This window comes from Amycolatopsis pigmentata, assembly GCF_042684065.1.
GTDB lineage: Bacteria > Actinomycetota > Actinomycetes > Mycobacteriales > Pseudonocardiaceae > Amycolatopsis_E > Amycolatopsis_E pigmentata.
Map to the genome: position 1 here is coordinate 336,092 of NZ_JBHUKR010000020.1, position 19,688 is coordinate 355,779.

The 19,688-nt window shown below is 69.2% G+C and carries 3 protein-coding genes (1 of these 3 cut by a window edge); all 3 read right to left on the reverse strand.

The genetic code is table 11. The annotated features are described in order from the left end of the window. Positions 1-15,820, reverse strand: the start of a protein-coding gene (locus ACFSXZ_RS31010; protein WP_378268991.1) for a WXG100-like domain-containing protein. 17,243 nt of this gene lie to the left of the window's left edge; only the first 15,820 of its 33,063 coding nucleotides appear in the window; it begins with the start codon at positions 15,818-15,820; its stop codon lies off the left edge, out of view. Positions 15,821-16,098: 278 nt separating this feature from the next. Next, positions 16,099-16,998 carry a hypothetical protein gene (locus tag ACFSXZ_RS31015; protein WP_378268993.1) on the reverse strand — a complete coding sequence of 300 codons (900 nt, stop codon included), beginning with the start codon at positions 16,996-16,998 and terminating at the stop codon, positions 16,099-16,101. Beyond that, entirely contained in the window at positions 16,995-19,673 is a 2,679-nt protein-coding gene (locus tag ACFSXZ_RS31020) for a hypothetical protein (RefSeq protein WP_378268995.1), read from the reverse strand. Before ACFSXZ_RS31020 ends, ACFSXZ_RS31015 begins: the two co-directional genes overlap by 4 nt. Positions 19,674-19,688 lie beyond the last annotated feature (15 nt).

The window sequence follows — 19,688 nt, forward strand, 5'->3', positions numbered from 1 at the left end:
GCAGTTCCGGAGCGTCCTCGAGGGCTTGGTAGAAGCGGAGATCGTTCCATCGGGTCAGCAGCAGTTCCGCGAACTCGGCCGAGGCCTTTTCGCCGGCGGCGACCTTGTCGTCTTCGGTACCAGGAGTGATGTGGGTGATGTAGTCGACGAGGTTCTGCACGGAGTCGAACTGTCCTTCGATACTCCGTAGTTCATCGAGATGATGGAACCATCGGATCACCGCCAGCCTGCCGGTGACCACCGGCGTGGTGCTCGCGCTTTCGACGGCCTTGGCCAGGCCGGCGTAGGCGAACGCCGACTCGACTTCGAAACGTTCCCGCGTCCACTCGGTTTCCCGCAACGCGGTGGCCACATCGGGCGCCAGCCCGCGTTCTACCCGGAGAACGGCGGGCAGCCAGGGGCCGTCCTCCGGCTTCACACCGAGTTTCTCCGCGACGAGCGTGGCGCCCCGGTACACGTCGACGTAGTGTTCCGGCTTCGCGCGTTGCATGCGGTGCGCCATGACCGTGGCGAGCTTTGCCCGCCGGTCGTCGGTGAGTTTCTCCTTGTCCGTCGTCAGCGCCACGATGGCATGTCCGAGCCGCACCCACTGGTCGGTGAGTTTCCGCTTGTACTTTTGTTTCGCGGACTCGACGTCCAGCCACGCCGGGTCCCCTTCGCTGATGTCGTCCGTGTCCGGTCCCGGTGTGGCGGACCGGGGAGTGGTCGCTCCGGACGGGGTCGATTCCGCCGCCGCGGTGTCCTGGCCCCCCTCCACCGGTGTGCCTTCCGGCGTCTCGCGGAGTGATTCGAGTTCGACTTGGTCGAGGCTGAGCTTCGCGCCGTCCCGCTCGGTGCCCAGTCCGTGTGCGATGCCGCGGGACAGGGCACGGGGGTGGGACCTGCCGTCCGGGAACAAGGTGACGACGGAGGCGACGTTGTCCGCGGTGAGACGGTTGGTCGTCAGCTTCGCCGGATCGTGGTTCTTCTCCGCCTCCTCCTTGGCCGGTTGCAAGGCAACCGGGTCGGCGGCGGCACCTTGCGCCTCGTTCAGGGCCTCGTCGAAGTCCGCGCGCGTCCATCCGGCTTCCAGGTGCTGGGCGGCCTCGGCCGCCCGCTTCCACGTGGCCGCCAAGTTCTGTTCGAAGTCTCCCGGCGCGGCCAGGTCGGCGGCGAGCATTTCGGGGACGTCGAAGGCCAGTCCCAGCTTCTGGAGACGAGGCGGACTGAAGTGATACAGCGCGATTTCGGTCGCGACGGCCCGGAGGTGTTCCCGTCGCCGAACATCCAGCGCGTCGAGCCACCGCCGGGTGTTGCCCAGTCTGAAGGTCACGCGGGATTTCATCCACAGTGGAGTTCTCGCTATTCCCTCGATGATCGCTCTGACATCGAAGACATCGTTGAACCGCCGCGAGATCGACGTCGCGGCGTGGACGACATCGTCCGGGTCGAATTCTCGCGCGCGAAGATAGCCCGCGAACGTGGTCGCCGCGTTGCGCGCGGCGTTCACCGAGTCACCGTCGAGTTGTTCCGGTGCGGGCGCTTCCCGCCGGGCAGCCCGCACTCCCTCATGCGACCATTCCGTGTCGAGCTCCATCGCGATGTGCCGGGCGCGCAACCAGATGTCGACAAGGAGCCACCGGGACGCGCGTGGCACACCGGTCAACCGCTCCGCTTCCCGGACGTGATGGGTGACGTGGACCAGGACATCGATCATGGGCTCGAGCAGAGCGCGGTCGGCGAGGGAGAGCGGGTTGGCGACGAGCAGGAGCGTCTGCAACGTCCAGTGCAGGTCGGAACCCCTCGGGATGTCCGTCGCCTCCTCGACGGGGGGCCGCTGGGCCAGTCCCGGCACGGCAGCCCTCGCGAACGCCGCGTCGAGCACGAGACGTTCCCGGGTCCAGGTGGTCGTCTTCCACGCGTCGGCGAGAGACTTCACGAGGCGACGCTCGACCCGCAAAACGCTGGGTCGCCATGCGCCCAAACCGGGTGAGACACGCAACGAATGCGCGAGGCTTTCGGCCGCCAGATAAGCACTGCGGACATCACCGCCTGGACGCACCAGTTCGCTCGCCGCGATCGTCCCGAGGTCCTCCTTCGCCTTGGCTCTCTCTTCGGGCTCGATGGCATCCAGGTTGTAGGCCGTCACCACGATGGCATCGGCGAGTTCCCTCACGCGAGCGCGACCCGCCTCCGTGAGGGAGGCCCTGGCCGGCTCGGCGTGCGCCGCCGCGAGCTTGCCGTCGAGGTCCGCTGCCTTCCGCCGCGCGGCGAACGTCGTCGTGGGGGCCGACGTGCCGAGCAGCTTCCCCCAGGGCATCGGAACATCGCCGACCACGGCATAGGAGTCCGTGGTCATCGTGATGGCATAGACATGGCCCAGGTCGTTCCACGACGAGTCCGCCGCGTCCGGCAACCGGGCGCCCGTGGCCGTCCTGAGCTCGAAGGTGACGCTGTCGCCGACCGGCACGGCTACGACATTGATCCGGCGGCCCGGTGTGTAGGGCTCCGTCGTGCCATCCGGCCGCAGGCCACCACCCCGCATTTCGATCAGCATCGCGCCGGCGCCCGCACGATCGGCCTCGGACAGGCTGTCGAGGGGGCGAAGGGCGGCGAGCAACCCACCGGGGCCGAGGCCGGTATACGCGGGGCGGACCCGTGCCGGGTTGGGGAGCGGCTTCACGGCGGGGTTCCTCCGGCGGAGGTCGGCGCGGTGGCGCTCCTGGAAGGCGAACATGCCCTGGTCGGGCACCGGATCCGGAAATCCGGGCAGGTTCACCATTCTCCTGGTCGCGGCCTGAGTGAGCACGGGCGCCGCGCTGCCAGGACGCCGCGTGGTGTTCAGGACCGTGGCGAGGTGTTCGGAGAGCCGGTCCACGTCGATCTCACCCGCCCGGCGCCACAGGTAGGCGACGACCAGGGCCACCTCGTCGACCGGGTGGTTCTCGCCGGGGCCCTCCGGCAACTCCTCCACCGCCGCGCGCGCCTTGCGGATTTCCTCGTCGCTGAACTTCTCCTGACGTGCGCGCCGCAGTGTCTCCGGGAACTCGTCGCCCTTCCACGTGACGTCCAGGCCCCGCACGACTCCCGCGGCCAACTGCCGGAGACCCTGGTCTCGCAAGCGGTGGATCACCCGGGCGACGTCCACCGGCGTCAGGCGCTTTCTGCCCAGTCCACGTTCGTCGTGCCAGGCGGCGACCGCCGCGTTCACGCGCTCCGATTCCCGTTTCGGCTTTTCCGGCGGTTTTTCCGGCCCCAAAGGACCGGGCTCGATGTGGTTCAGCTTGTCGACAACGAGGTCGGTGTCCCAGGCCGCGATGACCGCCGAGGGGAAGTCGGCCCGCCCCCACCCGGTCCCCAGACCACGCTCGATCGACTCCGACATCCGGTCGGCATCGACGGACACTTCCGCGTTGGCGATCACCTGGGCCACGTCGTCACGGGAGAACTTCCTGAGGGCGAGCAATTCCTCGACATGCCGCGGGTACACCGCCGCGTACGCGGCGCGCACCGCGCCGACGCTGATCGTCGCCTGTCGCGCCACGCTCAAGGCCAGGCCGAAGCGTTCCTCCGTCCACCCATCCTCGACAGTGGACGCGATCCACTCCGTCAACTCCTCCAGCGTCGCGAGATCACCGATGCGCTCCTTGATCTCGGCCACGGCCTTGGCGGATTCCTCGACGGTGTAACCCTTTTCCACGAACTCGCCCGCCCGCGTCTCCACCGCCGCACGGGCCTCGCTCAACGCCTCGTCGCCGACCGTCGCCGCCCGCGCACGCCCACGGAAGGCCGCTTCCGTCAAGCGCAGGCCTAGTGTGTGCGCCAGGCGACGGTAGACCCGGAACACGCCCACTCCACCGGGCAGGTTCTGGCTGATGAACGCGACGGCAAGGGCCGTCTTCGCTGGCGTATAGAGCCGGCCGGCGAAGCTATCCAGTTCGTTCAACGCGCGGACCGTCGTGCGTGCGGCGTCCAGGAGGACGGCGTTGATTTCACCGCCTTTCGAGTCTTGCTCGGCCAGCCGGTGCAGGTTGCCGAGATCTTCCGGCGTAGACGGGGTGCGCAGATCGCGCGCCATGTCGGCGGAGATCCCGAGTGCCTTCTCCGTCGTCTCCTGGTCGGGCCCCTCCGGCTTGTACAGCGCGTCGGCCAGTACCGACGAGGCCGCGTCGATCAGTTTGCGGTTCGTCAACGTCTTGATGCTGTTGCTTGTCGCCAGCGCCAGGTAGGCCTCTTGTTCCCGTTCTTCCCGAGTGTCCTCGGGAAGCCCGCTGAGCCGGGTCGCGGCGGCAGCGCCCTCGGTGAGCACCCTGTCCTCGGGCCAACTGGGCGAGGCCTGTGGGGGACGGCTCGGCCGGGAAGTGGCCGCCGGCTTTGCCCGAGCCACCCTCCTGGCTTCCCTCGCGGCTGCCAGCAGGCCGGAAACCCGGCTTTGGGGGGTCGAGAGCCGCGGCCGGACCCCCAGGTAGTGGCCGAGTCCCGCGGCGATCTGGTCTTCGGTGAGCAAAGAGCCGCTCTTCCTCGCGCGCTCGGTGATCCATCCGGCCACCGTGTCCGCCGAGTAGCCCTGCGTCTCCTGCCCGAGATAAGTCGCGACCGCCCTCTTGGCCTGTTCCGACGCGGGGGTAGTCGCTTCAAGAGGCGTCCACCGTGGACCCAGGGCACGCACGATCTCCGCGGCGTGCCTGATCGCCGCGGAAATCTTGGCGTCGCGATCGCCCGGCGTGGTCAGCAAGGTGTGGGCGACGACGGGTTCGAGCATGGACACCAGTTGCGGCGTCCGGCCGAACAAGGACGCCACCGCCTTGGCGTTGTCCTTCAGACGGCTCCACTCGGGACCACTCACCAGGTCCGCGATCAGCTGCCGGGCCACGCGCGCCTCGTCCTCGACACGGCCCTGGTCCTGCCGGAGGATGCCCAGACTGACCGCGTAGACGATCGCCATGTCCCGCGCCCGGTCGGGATCCTTCAGGTCCACGTGACGCGCGACCGCCAGCCGGAGGTCCTGGTAGAGCGCCGTCGTCATGATCGGCGAGGACTCCCGGTAGACGCCGGTCATCCTCCGGCCCGCCGTGTTCAGCTTCTCCTGGCTCATGCCGGTCGCCCGTGCGCGCTCCGCCATCCTCCGGATTCGTTCGACCGGACCCACCGCGATGCCCAGGCCCGTAGTGAGGGCTTCGGCGATGGCTTCTTCGTAGGGACCGAACGAGGCCGCCAGGTAGGCCACCACGTCGACCAGGTCCTGGCGGTTGCCACGTAAGACGCCGAACTTCTCTTCGTCAAGGACGAATCCGACGGCTTCGTCCGCCCGCGCTCTCCCCTCCGCCTTCCGCTTCCGCTCCTGCTCCCTCTCCTCGAGCGTCAATCGTTTTTTGCGTTCCCGTTCCTTGGGCGTGTCCGGAGCCAAGGCCGAACGCAGCGCGTGCTGGAAGTCCTCGCGCGTCCAACCGGTCCCCAGGTCCCTGGCGGCTTTCACGCCGGCTCGCGACAAGTGCCAGATCCGCGCCTTGGGGTCGCGGTATTCGTCCTCCCGGAAACGGCTCGAGAGGTCGGCACGCTGCGTGCGCAGCTTGACGGGGTTGTTGTGGCGCAGGATCTGTTCGAGCGCGGGCCCGGTCAGCCCTTCGATCGTGGTCTCGACCGTGCCGGTTTTTTCCGTCCACAAAGGATCCGAAGGGAGTTCGCCCGTCCGCGCCGCGCTCTCGCCGGAAACTCGCTGCTCCGGTCGGTCGCCGACGGTGTCCTCGCCGTCCAGCCAGACCACCCGCACCGCCGCCGCTGTCCGCGGGAAGTCGCCGGGCTCATCGTCGTAGCTTTTCCTGCTCACCTCGCCGGATTCGTTCTCGAACACCCAGATACTGCCCGCCGTGCCGTCGCCGGGAAGCACGAACATCATCGCCCTGGAGCCGGGACCCAACTTCCTGAGCCGGTCCTCCACGACCTTCGGTGGATAGCCGTCGAAGATGTCCTCCGGTTTGCGGGAAGACAGCGCCGTACCCGGGAACGAGCCCTCGGTCGCACCCCGGGAACCGTGGTCATTCAACGCGGCGAAGAGGTGCCCGGCCTTGACAAGCTTGGCGGTCTCCTGGAAAACGGGGTGCCAGTGCCCCGATTCCAGTCCATAATCGACAGCGGACCGGATGTCGTCGTCGGTCCAGAAAGACTCGGCCGGTGGCGCGCCACCCGGTGCCTCCGGTGGCTTTTGCGTGCCCCGCTCGTTGGCCAACCTCAACGACAACTGCTTGGCGTTCTGCGGCCCGCCCTCCAGCGCGACCACGACCTCGTTCAGAACCTCCTGGTAGGCCGGGGTTCCCACCCCCAGGATGTCCAGATCGTGGGTATCGGCCACCAGTCGCCTCGCGGCACCCGCACGGTTCGGCCTGCGCAGTAGCCGTTCCGCGGCCTCGGCCGTCTGCCGGTCGGGATGCCGGGGGCGTTTGCTCGCCCGCCCACTGGTGTCGGCGGCTTCCACGGACGGTCCCGTCTCCGCGGACACCGCCGTCGCCGGCCGCTTGCCCCGCGCCCGCTCATCGGCGACCACCAGGTCCCGGAGCGCCGCCGCATAGGCGGCGACGGCGGCGGGATCCCGCTCGTGGAACTGCCGGGCGGCGACGAGCACGGTCAGATCGTCCGCGAGGTCCGGCATCTCGTCCACCACGATGAAACTCCGGGCCCGCTCCATCGGGTCCTTGGTGGCGGCCCGGGGCAGCACTTCGCGTACCAGGTCCGCTCTGGCCCTGATATCCGCCACGGACGACAGCCCGGCGAGCGTGTCGTCTTCCGGTCGCGGGTTGTCGCGAGCGGTGCCGAACGCCGTCGCGAGGCCCTCGGTGACCGCGCCCAAGTGGGGCCCCAGCACGGTTTCGAACCGCGCGACCGTGGTGACCATGTCCGCGATCGTGGGCCTGGGACCACCCAGCTTGGCCGGGTCGTGGCGCCTTCCCACCAGGTCCAAGGCCCGGGACAGCCCCCTCTCGCTGAGCGGCAGCGCTTCCCTGTCCCGCACCTGACGGAAACGGCCGGGGTTCCACCCGGTGTCCAGGTCCGACGCGACTTCTTCGGAGAGCCGCAGCACATGCGCGTCATCCGGTCCGGGATCGACGAGCAGCGCGTGCGTGAACATCGCGCGGAGAGCGGCGGCCGCACGACGGTTGCGGATCGCCGTCCACGGTTGGGTCAGCGCGAGGATATCCCCGGCGCGGCGGGGGAGGGTGATCCGATCGACCGGCCCCGGCCATGAATTCATCCGGTGATCCGCTTCCGTGCCCCGCGACGACACGGAATCCTCGGTCCAGGGCGTTCTCGGCAGTGCCAGGCCCCGCGCGAGATACCGGAAAGGGAGGTCGGTGTCGTCGCCGAGCCGGCCGGTCGCCACGCGAAGGACGTCGGCGACCGCGTACCCCTCTTTCTCCAACTGCTCCTGGACTTGCCGGACTTCCCGGCGTACCAAGCGAATCAGGCGGTCCAGCCGTGCCGCGTCCTGGCTCACGACCTGGGGAATCGTCGGGGCGTAGACGCGGAAAGCGGCCGGGGTCCATTCGGTCATCATGGCTCGCGCCATCTCGCCCGAAGCCCTCCACGCCGCCAGGTCCTTGTCCGACTCGGAGCCCATGGTGAGGTGCCAGACAAGGGCCACGGCACTGGTCACCTTGCGGTGAATGCGCGCCTCTTGGAGTTCGACCGGGTTGTGGAGGGCCACGACGAACCGCTTCGCCCGTTTCATGGCGGAGCTGTTTTCGTCGAGTAGCTCGGGTATTTCGTTCTTGGCCAAGGTCTCCAGTGCGTCGAGCCGCGACCGGCTCAGGTGCCCCATGGCCGGAACCCGCCGCGCCACACCCAAGAGACTCGCGAAACGCCGGGCCGACGCGAGTCCTTCGGCAACGCCGTCTTCGCGGGAAACCCTCGATCCGGACACGATGTCGCTCGCCACGACATCGGTGAGCGCGCTGATTCTGCCGGGACTGAGCGATGTCGTGTCGAAGGTCAAGGCGACGATGACTCCTGCCAGTTCCGTCGTCTCGTCGACCGACGCGCGCCTGTTCCGATCCCGGAAATCCGCCAGGGATTCCTGCGCGTCGAGCACCTTCCCGGCCATTCCGGTTTGCTCCCACAAGGCATCGAGGCGCTGGGAGAACAAGGATTCCTCGGCCCTGGGCAGTCGCCACAACGCGAGGCCCTGCGCGAGGTACTGGAAAGCGAAATCGGCGTTGCCGGCCTGCCGGCTGACGGCCACGCGGACCACGTCCTGGTAACGATATCCCGCCGGTTCGAACAATGGCCGGCGCCGCTGGATCTCCAGGAACAGGGAAGGAAACCCATTCGCCAGGTTCGTCAGCTGCTCGGTGGTCAGCGGCGGGGCTGTCTCGGCGTAGTCCGCGAAGCCCGCCGGGGTCCACCCGGTCGCCATGGCTCGTTCGATCTCGCCCGACGCCTTCCAGGCCGCCATGTCCTTGTCCGACTCGGAGCCTTCGGTGTGGTGCCAGACGTAGGCCACGACACTGATCACCTTGCGCTGGACGTGCTCGCCGTCGAGCCTGCGCGGGTCGTGGATCGCCACGACGAACCGCTTCGCCCGTATCACGGCAGGGCTGTTTTCGTCGAGCAGCGCGGGCATTTCGCCTTCGGCCAGTGCCGCGAGCGCGTCGAGCAGCGACCGGCTCAGGCGTCCGATCGCCGGGGCAGGCCGCGCCACACCCAAGAGATTCGCGATACGCCTGGCCGACGCGAGCCCCTCGGCCAGGCCACGCTCACGAGAAACCCTCTCCCCGGAGACGATGTCACTCGCCACGACATCGGTGAGCACAGCGATCCGGTCAGAGGCCAGCCAGGTCGTGTCGAAGAGCGAGACGACCATTTCCCTCGCCAGATCCATCGTCTCGGTGGACATCGCGCCACGACGCCGGAATTCGGCCAGGAGCTTCCGCGCGCCGCGGACGTGCCGGTCCATTCCGGCCCGCGCCCACGCGGCCCGGACGTCGGCCCGCGAAGGCCTGGTGGCCCTCCGCGGCGGTCCCCCGGGCTCCGGCGATGCCTGTGCGGGAGTGCCCGGTGCGGGTGAGGCCTGCGTGGGCAGGTCCGGCGCGGGAGTGTCCCGCTCGGAGATCGCGGGCGCCGGAGTGTCCCGGGTGGACATTCCCCGCTCGGGCATGGGGGTGTCCGCCCTCCCCGGCGCGGGCGTGTCCCGAGCGGGCGTAACCGGCTGGATCGACGTGGCCCGGCGGTCGCGCCGCTCTGCCCAGACAGCCCAGTCGCGGGCGATTTTTCCCCAGGACGGCAGGTGTGGATTCCCGATCAGCACCCTGCCGTCGGTGCCGATTCCCACGGCCTTGAGAGCGAGGGTTTTGAGCTGCGCCAGCTCATCGGGTGCCATGGCCCGGAGCAGTGCTGTCTCATCGAGGGTGAGGTCTTTGAGCCACGCTACTTCTCGGGGAGTGAGGTTTTCGAGCCGCTTTACCTCAGCGGGAGCCAGGCCTTCGAGCGACACCTTCTCCTCGGCGGCGAGGTCTTGGTACCGCGCTACTTCCCTGGGAGTGAGGTCCTTGAGCCGCTTCACCTCACCGGCGGTCAGCCCTTGAAGCCACATTTCCTCCGCGAGGCCGAGGTCACGGATCTTGCCCGTCCTGATGTCGACCGCTTTGCGATCGAACGTACCATCGGACCGCCCGACGACGTCGATCATGAGCTTCAACGCTCCGGTGGAGTCGTAGCCCAGCACCGTCGCGGTCGTGGCCAGCCTCGCCTTGTCGGCACCAAGCCGGTCCAAGACCCTCTCCAGCCCGTCGCGGCCCCGGCCGACATCCTCGAAGTCCACCGGGTACATCTTGTTCCGGCGCAGATCCGGGCCAAGGACGACCGCCGGATTGCGCCCGGCGATCCTCCGGTGCGTGGACTGCCGTTCGAGGGCGGTCGACACCGGATCGCCGACCACGAAATTCCGTTGCCTGCCAAGGCGATTCGCGGATCGGGCCGAGCCCGGGGTGGCTTCCCGGCTGTTGCCCCGGCTCTCGCGCAGAACATGGAGCTTCCCCGCCAGCGAGCGCGAAGTGCCCAGGTAGCGGGCCATTCCGTCGGCGAGTTCGTCGACGTTGAGCGCCCAGTCGTATTCCGATTCGTAGTAGGTGACCCACCCCGCCACGTCACCTTCGGAAAGTTCTTGCTGGTCCAGCTTCTCCCCGTCATGGTGGAACCTGACCGCCTCGAGCGCCTCGTCCGACGTCACGTAGTCGCGCAGGTCGCTCGTGCCCGGGCCGACGCCCAGATCGCGCGCCATGTCCACGGCGACCCGGATCCCGGCGGCCACCTTCCTCTTCCGGCTGCCACGCGTGGTGAGCATCGTGTACTGGATGACCGGTTCGGTGAGGCCCTCCCAGCCCTCGTAGTGAAGCTTGTCCTCGTCGTGGAAGGTGCCCGCGATCGCTCCGGCGGTCGTCCTGAGCAGGGCGTTCTCCAGGTCATCGGGCCCCAGGTCGCCCAGGGTCGTGGCCATACCCTGCTCGTCCAGCAGAAGTTTCTCGTCCCACCGGAGTTTGTCCAGCCTGATCGCGTGCGCGACCGTGATTTCATACGCGCGGCCCGGCCTCGTGGGATCGATCCCTTCCGCCGCCAGGAGAATGAGATTGTCGTGCAGGTCGCGCGGGTCATCAGGGTCGCGCCGGACCAGGTTGTCCACCAGGCCGGTGGCCTCCGCCATCCGGTCCCCGTCGTCACGAACGTCCCGCGGTACGCGTTCGGCCAGCATCCGGATGCGGTCCACCTGGGACAGAGTGGTACCCAGGCCCTTGGCGATTCCTTCGACGACGAATTCTTCGTGGCCGGGGAGGACGAGGGTCTCTTCCGAGTTGGTGGCAAGCACCATCGTCACCCAGGCCCCCACTGTGGCGACTTCTTCGCGACTGACGCGCGAACGTTCCTCACCGGCACGGGGGTAGGTGAGTCTCCGCTCGTCATGAAAGAGATCGGCGGCGGTCCGTGCTCGCTCCAGGCTCGCCGCCCAGTCCTCCGCCCGCACACCTACGGGTTTCTTCAGCTCCCCTGCCGTGGAGAGCACGGCGCGGAAATCGGGCAGGATCCATTCGGCCAGATCCGTGCCGAGCTCCGCCGCGGTCCGCGCCGCGTGCCGCGTTTTCGCCGGTGCTTCCTGGTACCGGTCCATTTCCCGGGCGACCAGGACCCGGGCTTTGCCCAGCATTCTCTTCCGGAAGAACACCAGCGGATTACCGTTCCGCAAGAGGTGTTGCGCCGCGGGGGCGAAATATTTCTTGATCGTGTCGGTGCTCCTGCCCGGCAGTCCATCGAGGAATCCGGCCACCTCCGTGTCGACGACACTGGCGGTCCAGGGCGGGAGGGAAGGGAGTTCACCGAGTACGCTCACGGACTGTTGCAGGCTCTCCTGAAGGCTCTCCTGTTGGCTCTCGTGTTGGCTCTCCTGTTCCTCGCCCTCCTCTTGCGCGTGAACCGGTTCTTCGTCCACCGGCGCGGCCTTCGTGCCCAGGGCGGTCGCGAGTGCCGCGGACACGTACGCCGCGATACTGTCGTCGCCGAGCACCGTCATCCGGTGGGCGATCACTCCGATCAAATCGCCGGCCTCGAGTCCCCGCGCTTTGATCGTCTCGGGATCATGCATGGTCGTCACGGCCTGAGCCGCTCGAAGCATCGTCTGAACGCCAGGCGCGCGGTCCGACTTCGCGTCCTCGACGGCGGCCAGGAAGCGTTCGAGCGTCCACTGGGTCCCCAGGTCGCCGGCGAGGTCACGGGCGAGGTCCGAGGCGGCTTGGAAATTGGCATCGGCATCCCGGTCGTCACGACTCAACTCCTGGGCGACCAGGGCGAGCACCTTTTCCTGATGCCCGCTGTCCCGGAGCGCCAGCGGATCGTGGTGCCGCCATATCAGCGCCTTCGCCTGTCTTCTGATCGCCTCGGCCGCCTCGGCGTCCAGTGCCACGAACGCGACGAGCGCGGGGCCGGACTCGTCCCGGAGTCGCGGCACGGTCCACAATGGATGATCAGTGCGTGCGGACCACCGGTCACGGCCGGTTCCGAGGAGACCGCCGAGCCGGGCCGAATACACCGTCGCCTCGCCGGCGCCGCCGGAACGCCACCGGGACGCGACGAGCAGGAGCACCTCGTGGGACAGGTCGATGTCCCGCAGCAGTCCGATGTCGTGGGTACCCCACAGAATGCCCGCGGCCTCGATCAATGCCTCTTCGTCCGAGCGGACATCCTGATCGAGCCGCGCCACGCTGTCCAGAACATGCTTCCGAGCCCATTCCGGATTCACCAGACGCAGGTCACTCCCCATGTCCACCGCGAGATCACGCACGGCCGCTTCGTTCCGGCTCTTCAGCGCATCGGCGAGGAGGCGTTGCAGAGGCTCGTACAGGTGCAGCTCCTCAAGCCGGGACTTACCGAAGATCTCGTTCAGGATGCCCGCGGCCGTGGCCTCCGACGGAGCACCGGTCAGCCCCGGCAGACGCAGCGCACCGCGTGCGACCCGCCCGTATGTCCACGGGCCGGACTCATCCCCGTCCTCGTGGGACCAGGCCATTCCGAGCTTTCTCGCGATTTCCTCGGTGAACTGGCCGGTAGGAACGATGTTTCCCTCGTTGAGCGCCAGCTGGTGCGCGATCACCAGGATCAGGGCGTCCCGTTCGGCCTTGGTCAAGCCACGCGCGTCGACCGCCGCCCACATGATCACCGCGGCTGTCTGCTTGTAATCGTCCGCGTCGGACATGTCCATCTCACCGAGAGCGATGTCCGCGGCCTCGTACAGTTCTCCCATTCCCGCCGCGTTCCACCGGGCGCGGAAGGAGTCCGCGATCACGACGGCGTTCTTCCCGTCGAGTCCGACGGCGTAGACCTCGGACTGACCGCCGATTTCGGCACCGATCTTCGCGGTGTCCCCGGGCTCCCCGATCACGGCGCCGGCGACGTTCTTCACCACGACGACGTCCTCGTCCGGCACGATATGGAGGATCTGGCCCGCCGATTCACCGCCGGAGCGGACCAGGAGTATCGCTGTCGATCCTGGCCCGGCCTTGGCGAGACGACCGGCCACCAGCCTCACGGTGCCGGGGCCGTAACCGATCCGCTCCGGCGGGCCGGATACCAGTGCCTCGATGACCTCTGCGGGCGGGGAGTCCTGGCGATGGCCCGCATGAGCCCTGAGCGCGACGGACACCTCGCGGGGCCGGAATTCCGTGATGAACTTCCGGAAGCCGTCGGAGAACCCCGATACCCCGAGTTCCTCCTTCACCGTGTCGAAGTCCGACGGCAGCCAGAACGACAGACCGTCCCCAACTCCGCCTCCTCGCGGCCCGGCCGACGCGCGGGTGTCGAAGTACCCCGCCAAGCGCAGCGACTGTCCCCGCGCCATGTGCGGATTTTCCTCCAGCACACCGGCCAGGAACAGCAGAACATTGTCGTATTCGCCGGTCCGCTTCAGCTTGTTGACGCGGTGCGTCTCCGACACGAGACGCTCGGCGGCCTTCCTGCGTGCGGGATCGTCCAGGAGCTTCTTCGGATATCGCGACGCCATTCCGGCGATGTCGATCCCGGAACTCGGCTTGTTCGTGCCGGTACCGGTGCTCTTCGTGCTCTTCGCGCTCGTCGTGTTTTTCGTGTTTTTCGGGCGTGCGGCCTCCCCTGCCGACGCGGTCGCCTGAACCGCTTTTTTCTTGGTGCGGCCAGGAGGTGCCGCCATCTTCGGCGGGGTTGTCGCCGGCAGTAACGGCTTCGCGCCGGGCTTCCGGACTTTCGCGGGCTTTCCAGTCGCCGTCGGCCTGGTTTTCCCGGTGACATCCCGCGACTGGCCGTCGGCGGGTGGAGTGCTATCCGGTGCGCCGGTGGTCCCGAGTGCGGTGACAGGCGGTTCCTGGCCGGGGCCGGTGGAGGTGACTCCAGCGGGTGGCACTGGGGTCGTCCTGTCCACAGGGGACTGTTGGACGACGGTGGTGATGGTCTCTTTGCCGCCGCTGGGGCCGGGTGCGTCGTCGGAGGTGACCGACTCCTGGTCCGTCCACGAGTTCAGGCTGCCGCTGTCGGAAACGCTCCAGGCGTCGCTGTCCGGCCCGCTGGTGTCGGAATCGCTGCTCTCCCCCACATTTATGGGTTGGAGAGCTGAATCGCCATTCCCGGAGAAGTCCGAAGGCGGAACTGGCGCGTCACCGGGCGGGACGGCGGGGTTCGCGTGGCCACCGGTGTCGTTTCCGTGCTCCGGGGCGAGTTCCTGACCGCCTGTGCCACCGTCGGAGTGCGAGTCCATACCGGACTGGCCGGGGTTGGAGACACCCTCGTTCCCCTCGGGACCTGACGGGAAGGGCCCGGGCTGCCCCGGTTCGGGATGTCCCGGTTCGGGATGTCCCGGTTCGGGATGTCCCGGTTCGGGATGTCCGGGTTCAGGTTGTCCGGGTTCGGATAGTCCCGGTTCAGGCTGTCCATGGCCGAACTGTGCGGATCCGGACTGCGAGGGCCCGAGTCCGGCATGTTCGGAGCCGCCCGGACCGGCGGAAGTGACCTGGTCGGCGGAGAGGGCACCGGACATCAGCGGTGGTGGCGTGCGCGCGCCGGTCCCGGGAACCACCCCGCCATCCTCGGTGCCGCCCCCGCTCAGGCCGTTGACCGGTGGTCGCTGCCCTGGACCCCCACCGCGCTGACCACCGTCCGACAGCGGGCCGTCCCCGCCGCGCCCCCGCGGAAGGATGCCGGTCTTCTCGTCGAAATCGCTGTCCCCGTCAAGGCCGTCGAAATCGAACAACGAGTCCCCGTCAGCGCCGAACCCGCCGCCGGGCCCCGGGCCGCCGCCATGCCCCGGGCCGCCGCCGTGGCGGTCCAACTGGTCCAGCAGCTTCTGCAGCGCCACCATCCCGGCCGCCGTCCCCGCCTCGCGGAGTCGCTTCACGTACGGGGCGATCGCCTTGCCGGCGTACTTGCCCGCCACCCGCGCCACGCCCGACGACGCACCGGCCGTGAAATCGTTCACGCTCACCGAGAACTGCCCCGTCAGCGCCGCGTTCGCCAGCGTCGCCGTGAACCCTTCGTGCAACGACTCGTGCACGACATGGCTGATTGCCTTCGCCACCTTCAGGTGCCGGTCCCCGCCCTTGCCGCGGTCGAGAGCCACGGCCAGCACATGATTGAGCCGGTGCCCGAACACACCCGCCACCGGTGCCATCACCCCACCGAAGGCGCCCACCACCGCCGCGTCCTTGAAATACTCTCCGGTCCACTCCTTACGGGTGCCCTTGTCGAACTGGATCTTCTGTGCCGCCCAGGTCACCGCCATCTGATTGGCCATGCTCACCGTCGTGCCCAGCAACAACCCCGAGGCCAGCTTGGCCAGGTCGCCCAGCATGAACATCCGCGAGTTCAGCCAGAGCACCAATTCCCGCAAAGCCTCACGGGCCGCCTCGATCCGCGCCCCCAGCCACGGCATGATCAACGGTCCCAGCACCGCGTACCACAACGCGGCGAACTGGAGTTCCGCCACCAGCAGATCCAGCTCCAGGATCACGATGTACTTCATGTATTCGACGTCCAGCGCGAGCTGCCGCAGCATCGACCCCAGCGTGTGGAAGAACCCGGTCGAAACGTCCAGATAGTTGTCCGACCCCTCCACGAAAGGAGCCATCACCGCGACGAACGCCCGCGCCGCCTCGCCCGAAAAATCCGAGCGGATCTGGGTCACCGCACGCCGCAACTCCGGGCCCAGGGTCTCCAGCCGCCGCGCCGCGCCATCCCACGCGTCCGCCAGTTCCCGCAGCAGATCCTCGTTCGCGTCCGGAAACTCGTCACCGGTGAGGAATACGAAAAGACCGCGCGCCTCGTCGCTGACCATCATGGCCATGCGAAGTACCCGCTAACCCGGATCAGCCGCCGCGAGCACCTCACACAGCCGCACCCCGGCACCCCGCACGGGCACCACGAAACGAAGAACGCCTGCCGGCCCAACCTGCCGGCGGCCATCACGTCCCACGGTGCCTCCTCTCATACCGACATCCCGACGAGGACTCCGCCGCGAGATCGCGTCCCTTCCACCAAAACGGCTGGATCACACGCCTCTTATTCAGGACACGTCCGGTGCGACCGGGAGAGTTCACCGGCGACCAGGTGGACGACGCCCGGTCATCCCGCCCGCCACAACGAGTCCTCGTCCCCGGAAGGCACCAGTGCGGCGCGCACGCGATAACGGTCCAGCGGGGACAGCCGCCGCACCGGCGCCCTCTTCCGGGCGTGCGCGGCGAGGCGCGCGTCCACCGCGAGCCGGTGCCGGTCCAGGTAGTACCGGGAGGCCTCCGACCACACCCACACCCCGTCGGAGCGGAGATCGGCCGGTACCGCGCCGGCCGTGCCGGTGATGAGATCGGTCAACCTCACCTCGGAGGTGAGGACCACCTCGCCCCCGGAAAGGAAGTCCAGCAACCTTTGCCGTTCTCCGGCGTCTTCGACGAGCTGGTGGCGCGGCCCGAACCAGGGGCCGCGCCCGGGTGAGGCGCCATCGAAGGCACGGGCGATCCGGACCGGTGTCCCGGGCGTGGCCGCCCACAGCAGCGTCGCGGCGAGCAGGGCCTCCTCGTGATACCGGGGCAACGGTGTCTCGGGCCCGAACACCTCCACCCGTGGCGTGTCGCCGGCCTCGTCGATCGCGTCCTGCGCGAGTGCCGTAACGGCAGGCAAGTCCGGCCCATCGGCCTGCACGAGGTAGACCCGGTCGCTTCCGTCCCGCATCACCGCCCAGCACGCCACTGCCGCTCCTTCGGCCGTTACCGCGCTCACCACCGCGCGATCGGCATCCTCGTACCCGGCTCCGTGCGGGGTGAACCGGTAACGCGCCCGGTGCGTCGGCGGCGCCACTTCCTCCAGCGCGGCACGCAACTCCGCCAACCGGTCCGTGTCGCCTGCCGCGAGCGCGTCACGCGCGACGGCGAGCCAGCCGTCGGGCACGCTGCCTGCCAGCGTGAGCAACGCGTGGTGCGGGTCCGTCTTCGGCTCATGCTCACCGGCCGGTGACGATGCGCGGGTCATCGCGGGATTTCCCGGATTCCGGGCAGTGGTCCGAACCATCTGGTGTCCTCCGGTTCCCCGGCCGCACCGGCCGTGGCGCGGGCGGCCAGTGCCTTCCGGAGCCGGGACAGCGCCGCCTCGTCCGGAGTGCCCTCCTCGGCGAGCAGGATCCGGCGAAGCGGCCCCTCGTCCACGGCCAGCACCCGCAACCGGGTGTGGCCCGGCAGCACCAGATCCGTGGCATCCTCCGGCAGCAGGCCGTCGAGCCTGCGCGCGGTGGTGGTCCAGATCAGCGCCTCCGCGGGCCCTACCGCGACGGCGGGCACCGCGGGCGCCACGAGCACGGGTGAAGACAGCCGCAACACGGTCCGGGGCCGGACCTCGGTCTCGGCCGGGATGCCCCGCACCACCACGGTCCGCGCGGTCGGGAGCCGGCGGAGTCCGCTGGCGAGGCAGATCTGGAAGTCGGTGTCGTAGTTCTCGGTCGGTTTCTGGGCGAAGACCCGCACCACGGCCAGTTCCGCGAGCAGTGCCGAGTGTTCGGAGGGTATCGCTCTCAGCCCCGGCCGTTCGGACAGCATCCGGGTCACCGCGCGGGTCGCGACGTCGTAGGCGGGGCCCAGCATGCCGCGCACCGCTTGCCGCTGCTCCGGGGTACTGCGGGCGTCGGCCGGAACCTCGACGACCGGGGGGACCACGGGTGACGCGGGACGCTCCGGCGGGACCGGCTCGGGCGGCTCCTCGTAGCGGTCCGAAGTGGACATGATCGGGGTCGCGGTCACGGGTGACCTCGACACCGCGGTGACCCGGGGCGTCAGGGCAGGCAGCGCCTCCGCCACCTTCGGTATTCGCGCCTCGGTGTCGGTGGCCCCCGCGGGCTCGGGGGGCTCCGGAGTGCGCTCGCCGGGCAGGTGAACCGTCGTGAGCGGCCTTCGGATGTCCTCGATGGACAGGTTTCCGGGAGCGGCGTGTGGCCGGGGGTCGGGCGGCGCGACGGTCATCACATCGGAGGTGTGCGCCGGTTCGGTGTCTCGCTTACGTTGCTTGTCTTCCCCGGATTCCCGCGGATCCTTCTCGGCCGGTTCCTTCTCGGGTTCCTTCTCGGCGCGTACGGCTTGCCTCGTGCCGGTGGGTTTCCCGGGTTTCTCCGCTCCGGCGGTGGCCGTCGCGGCGGGTGGTGGGATGGGGATCGACGTGGCGATTGACGGCAGCGGTGGTGGGGCGCTCGAAGCGGAGATCGACGGCAGCGGCGGTGGGGCAGGCTCGTCGACGAGACCGGCGACGGGGTCGGAGTGGCCGGAATACCCGGGAAGCGCGGCGGCCGCGAGGATCGGTTGGGCGGGCAGCACGCACCCGTCGGCGGTCACGACCACGGCACCCGAGGGCGGCTCGACGGCGGACTCGGTCTCCTCGTCCGCCCAGACCTCGCTTTCCCCGGAGACCTGTTCCTCGAGGACTTCGGCTTCCCCGGCCGTGGACTCCGCGAGTTCGAGCCGCAGCGAGGCGGAGGCGAACGGGACGGCCGAGGCCGCGACTTCGAGCCGGGAGGCGGCCGCCGCGGCGTGCTCGGTCACCGGCACCACCCGCAGGTGGTCGCGGGCATCGGCGGGCAGGCCGCGCATCAGGCCGTCGAGCGCGGCCAGTACTTCGCCGGGGACGGGGACGTCCGAAGCGAGAACCACGTCCGCGGTGGGCCCGGTCCCGGCCGCCCATTCCGGGTCGGGAGCCAGGTTTTCCGGCCGGACCAGCAGGCCGCGCGCCATCACGTCCACGCGCCAGCCCTCGGCCATCCTGTAGGACGCCGGACCCCCCATACCCAGCGCGGGTCCCGGCGCGATCCAGCGTTTCAACAGCGGCGTTTCCCCAGGCCGGTAAACGCTTTCCAGAGCGAACGGCCGCCAGGTGAACGCGCCGGTCTCGTCGACGTGGACCGGCCTGCCGTCCAGGGGGACGCCGTGCGCCATCCGCACCGGCGTCCCGAGTTCACCGGCGATCGCCGCGCCGAGGTCGGGCACGCCGTAGGAGGCCAGCACGATCCCGCCTCGTTTTTCGGCCGGGATGGCGCCCAGCACCTCGGCCACCGTGGTCACTTCGGGCGGTTGTTCGCCGGGCGCGCCCAGCACGACGTACATGCGGTCGTGGTCGGGCACGCCCCGGTGCAGCGGGTCGCCGGGCCGCTCGGGCGCGCCGGGGCGCCGGACCCACAGACCCGCCGGAACCGGGGTCACGTGGCCGGGCAGCGTGAGCGGCAGCCGGCTTTGCCACCAGGGCGAGGGATGCCGCGGCCCGGAGCGGGCGCGTGGCCGCTCCGGCTGGTAGGAAACCCAGCCCGCGCCCGGTTCCCGGACGAAAAGGCTGCCGTCGGGCAGCGCGTCCGGCGTCCCGTCCGGCGCGACGACCTCCACACCGAGCCGGTCGGCCAGGCGCCGGGCGGGCGGCAGCGTGCCGTCCTCGCCCATCGCGCCCAGCTTGGGCGCGATCAGCCGCAGGCCGCCTTCGGTGGCGTCGGCGAGATCGGCCACCAGCCACGGGTCGAGCCGGGCCAGCGCCGGGAGCGCGGACGCGCCGACGACGACGGGGGTGCGGTACCGCTCGTTCGGCAACGTTTCCGCCAGGGCGAACGCGTCGTCGTCGGCACCGGCACGGCGAAGGACGAGCGCGTGCCGGACCCACTCGACGCTGATCGACTCGCCCACGGTGAATACTCCTCT

What these genes read in the sequence shown, in the direction of transcription:
- ACFSXZ_RS31015 (WP_378268993.1), bottom strand. Translation starts at nt 16,998, where the DNA reads ATGACCCGCGCATCGTCACCGGCCGGTGAGCATGAGCCGAAGACGGAC.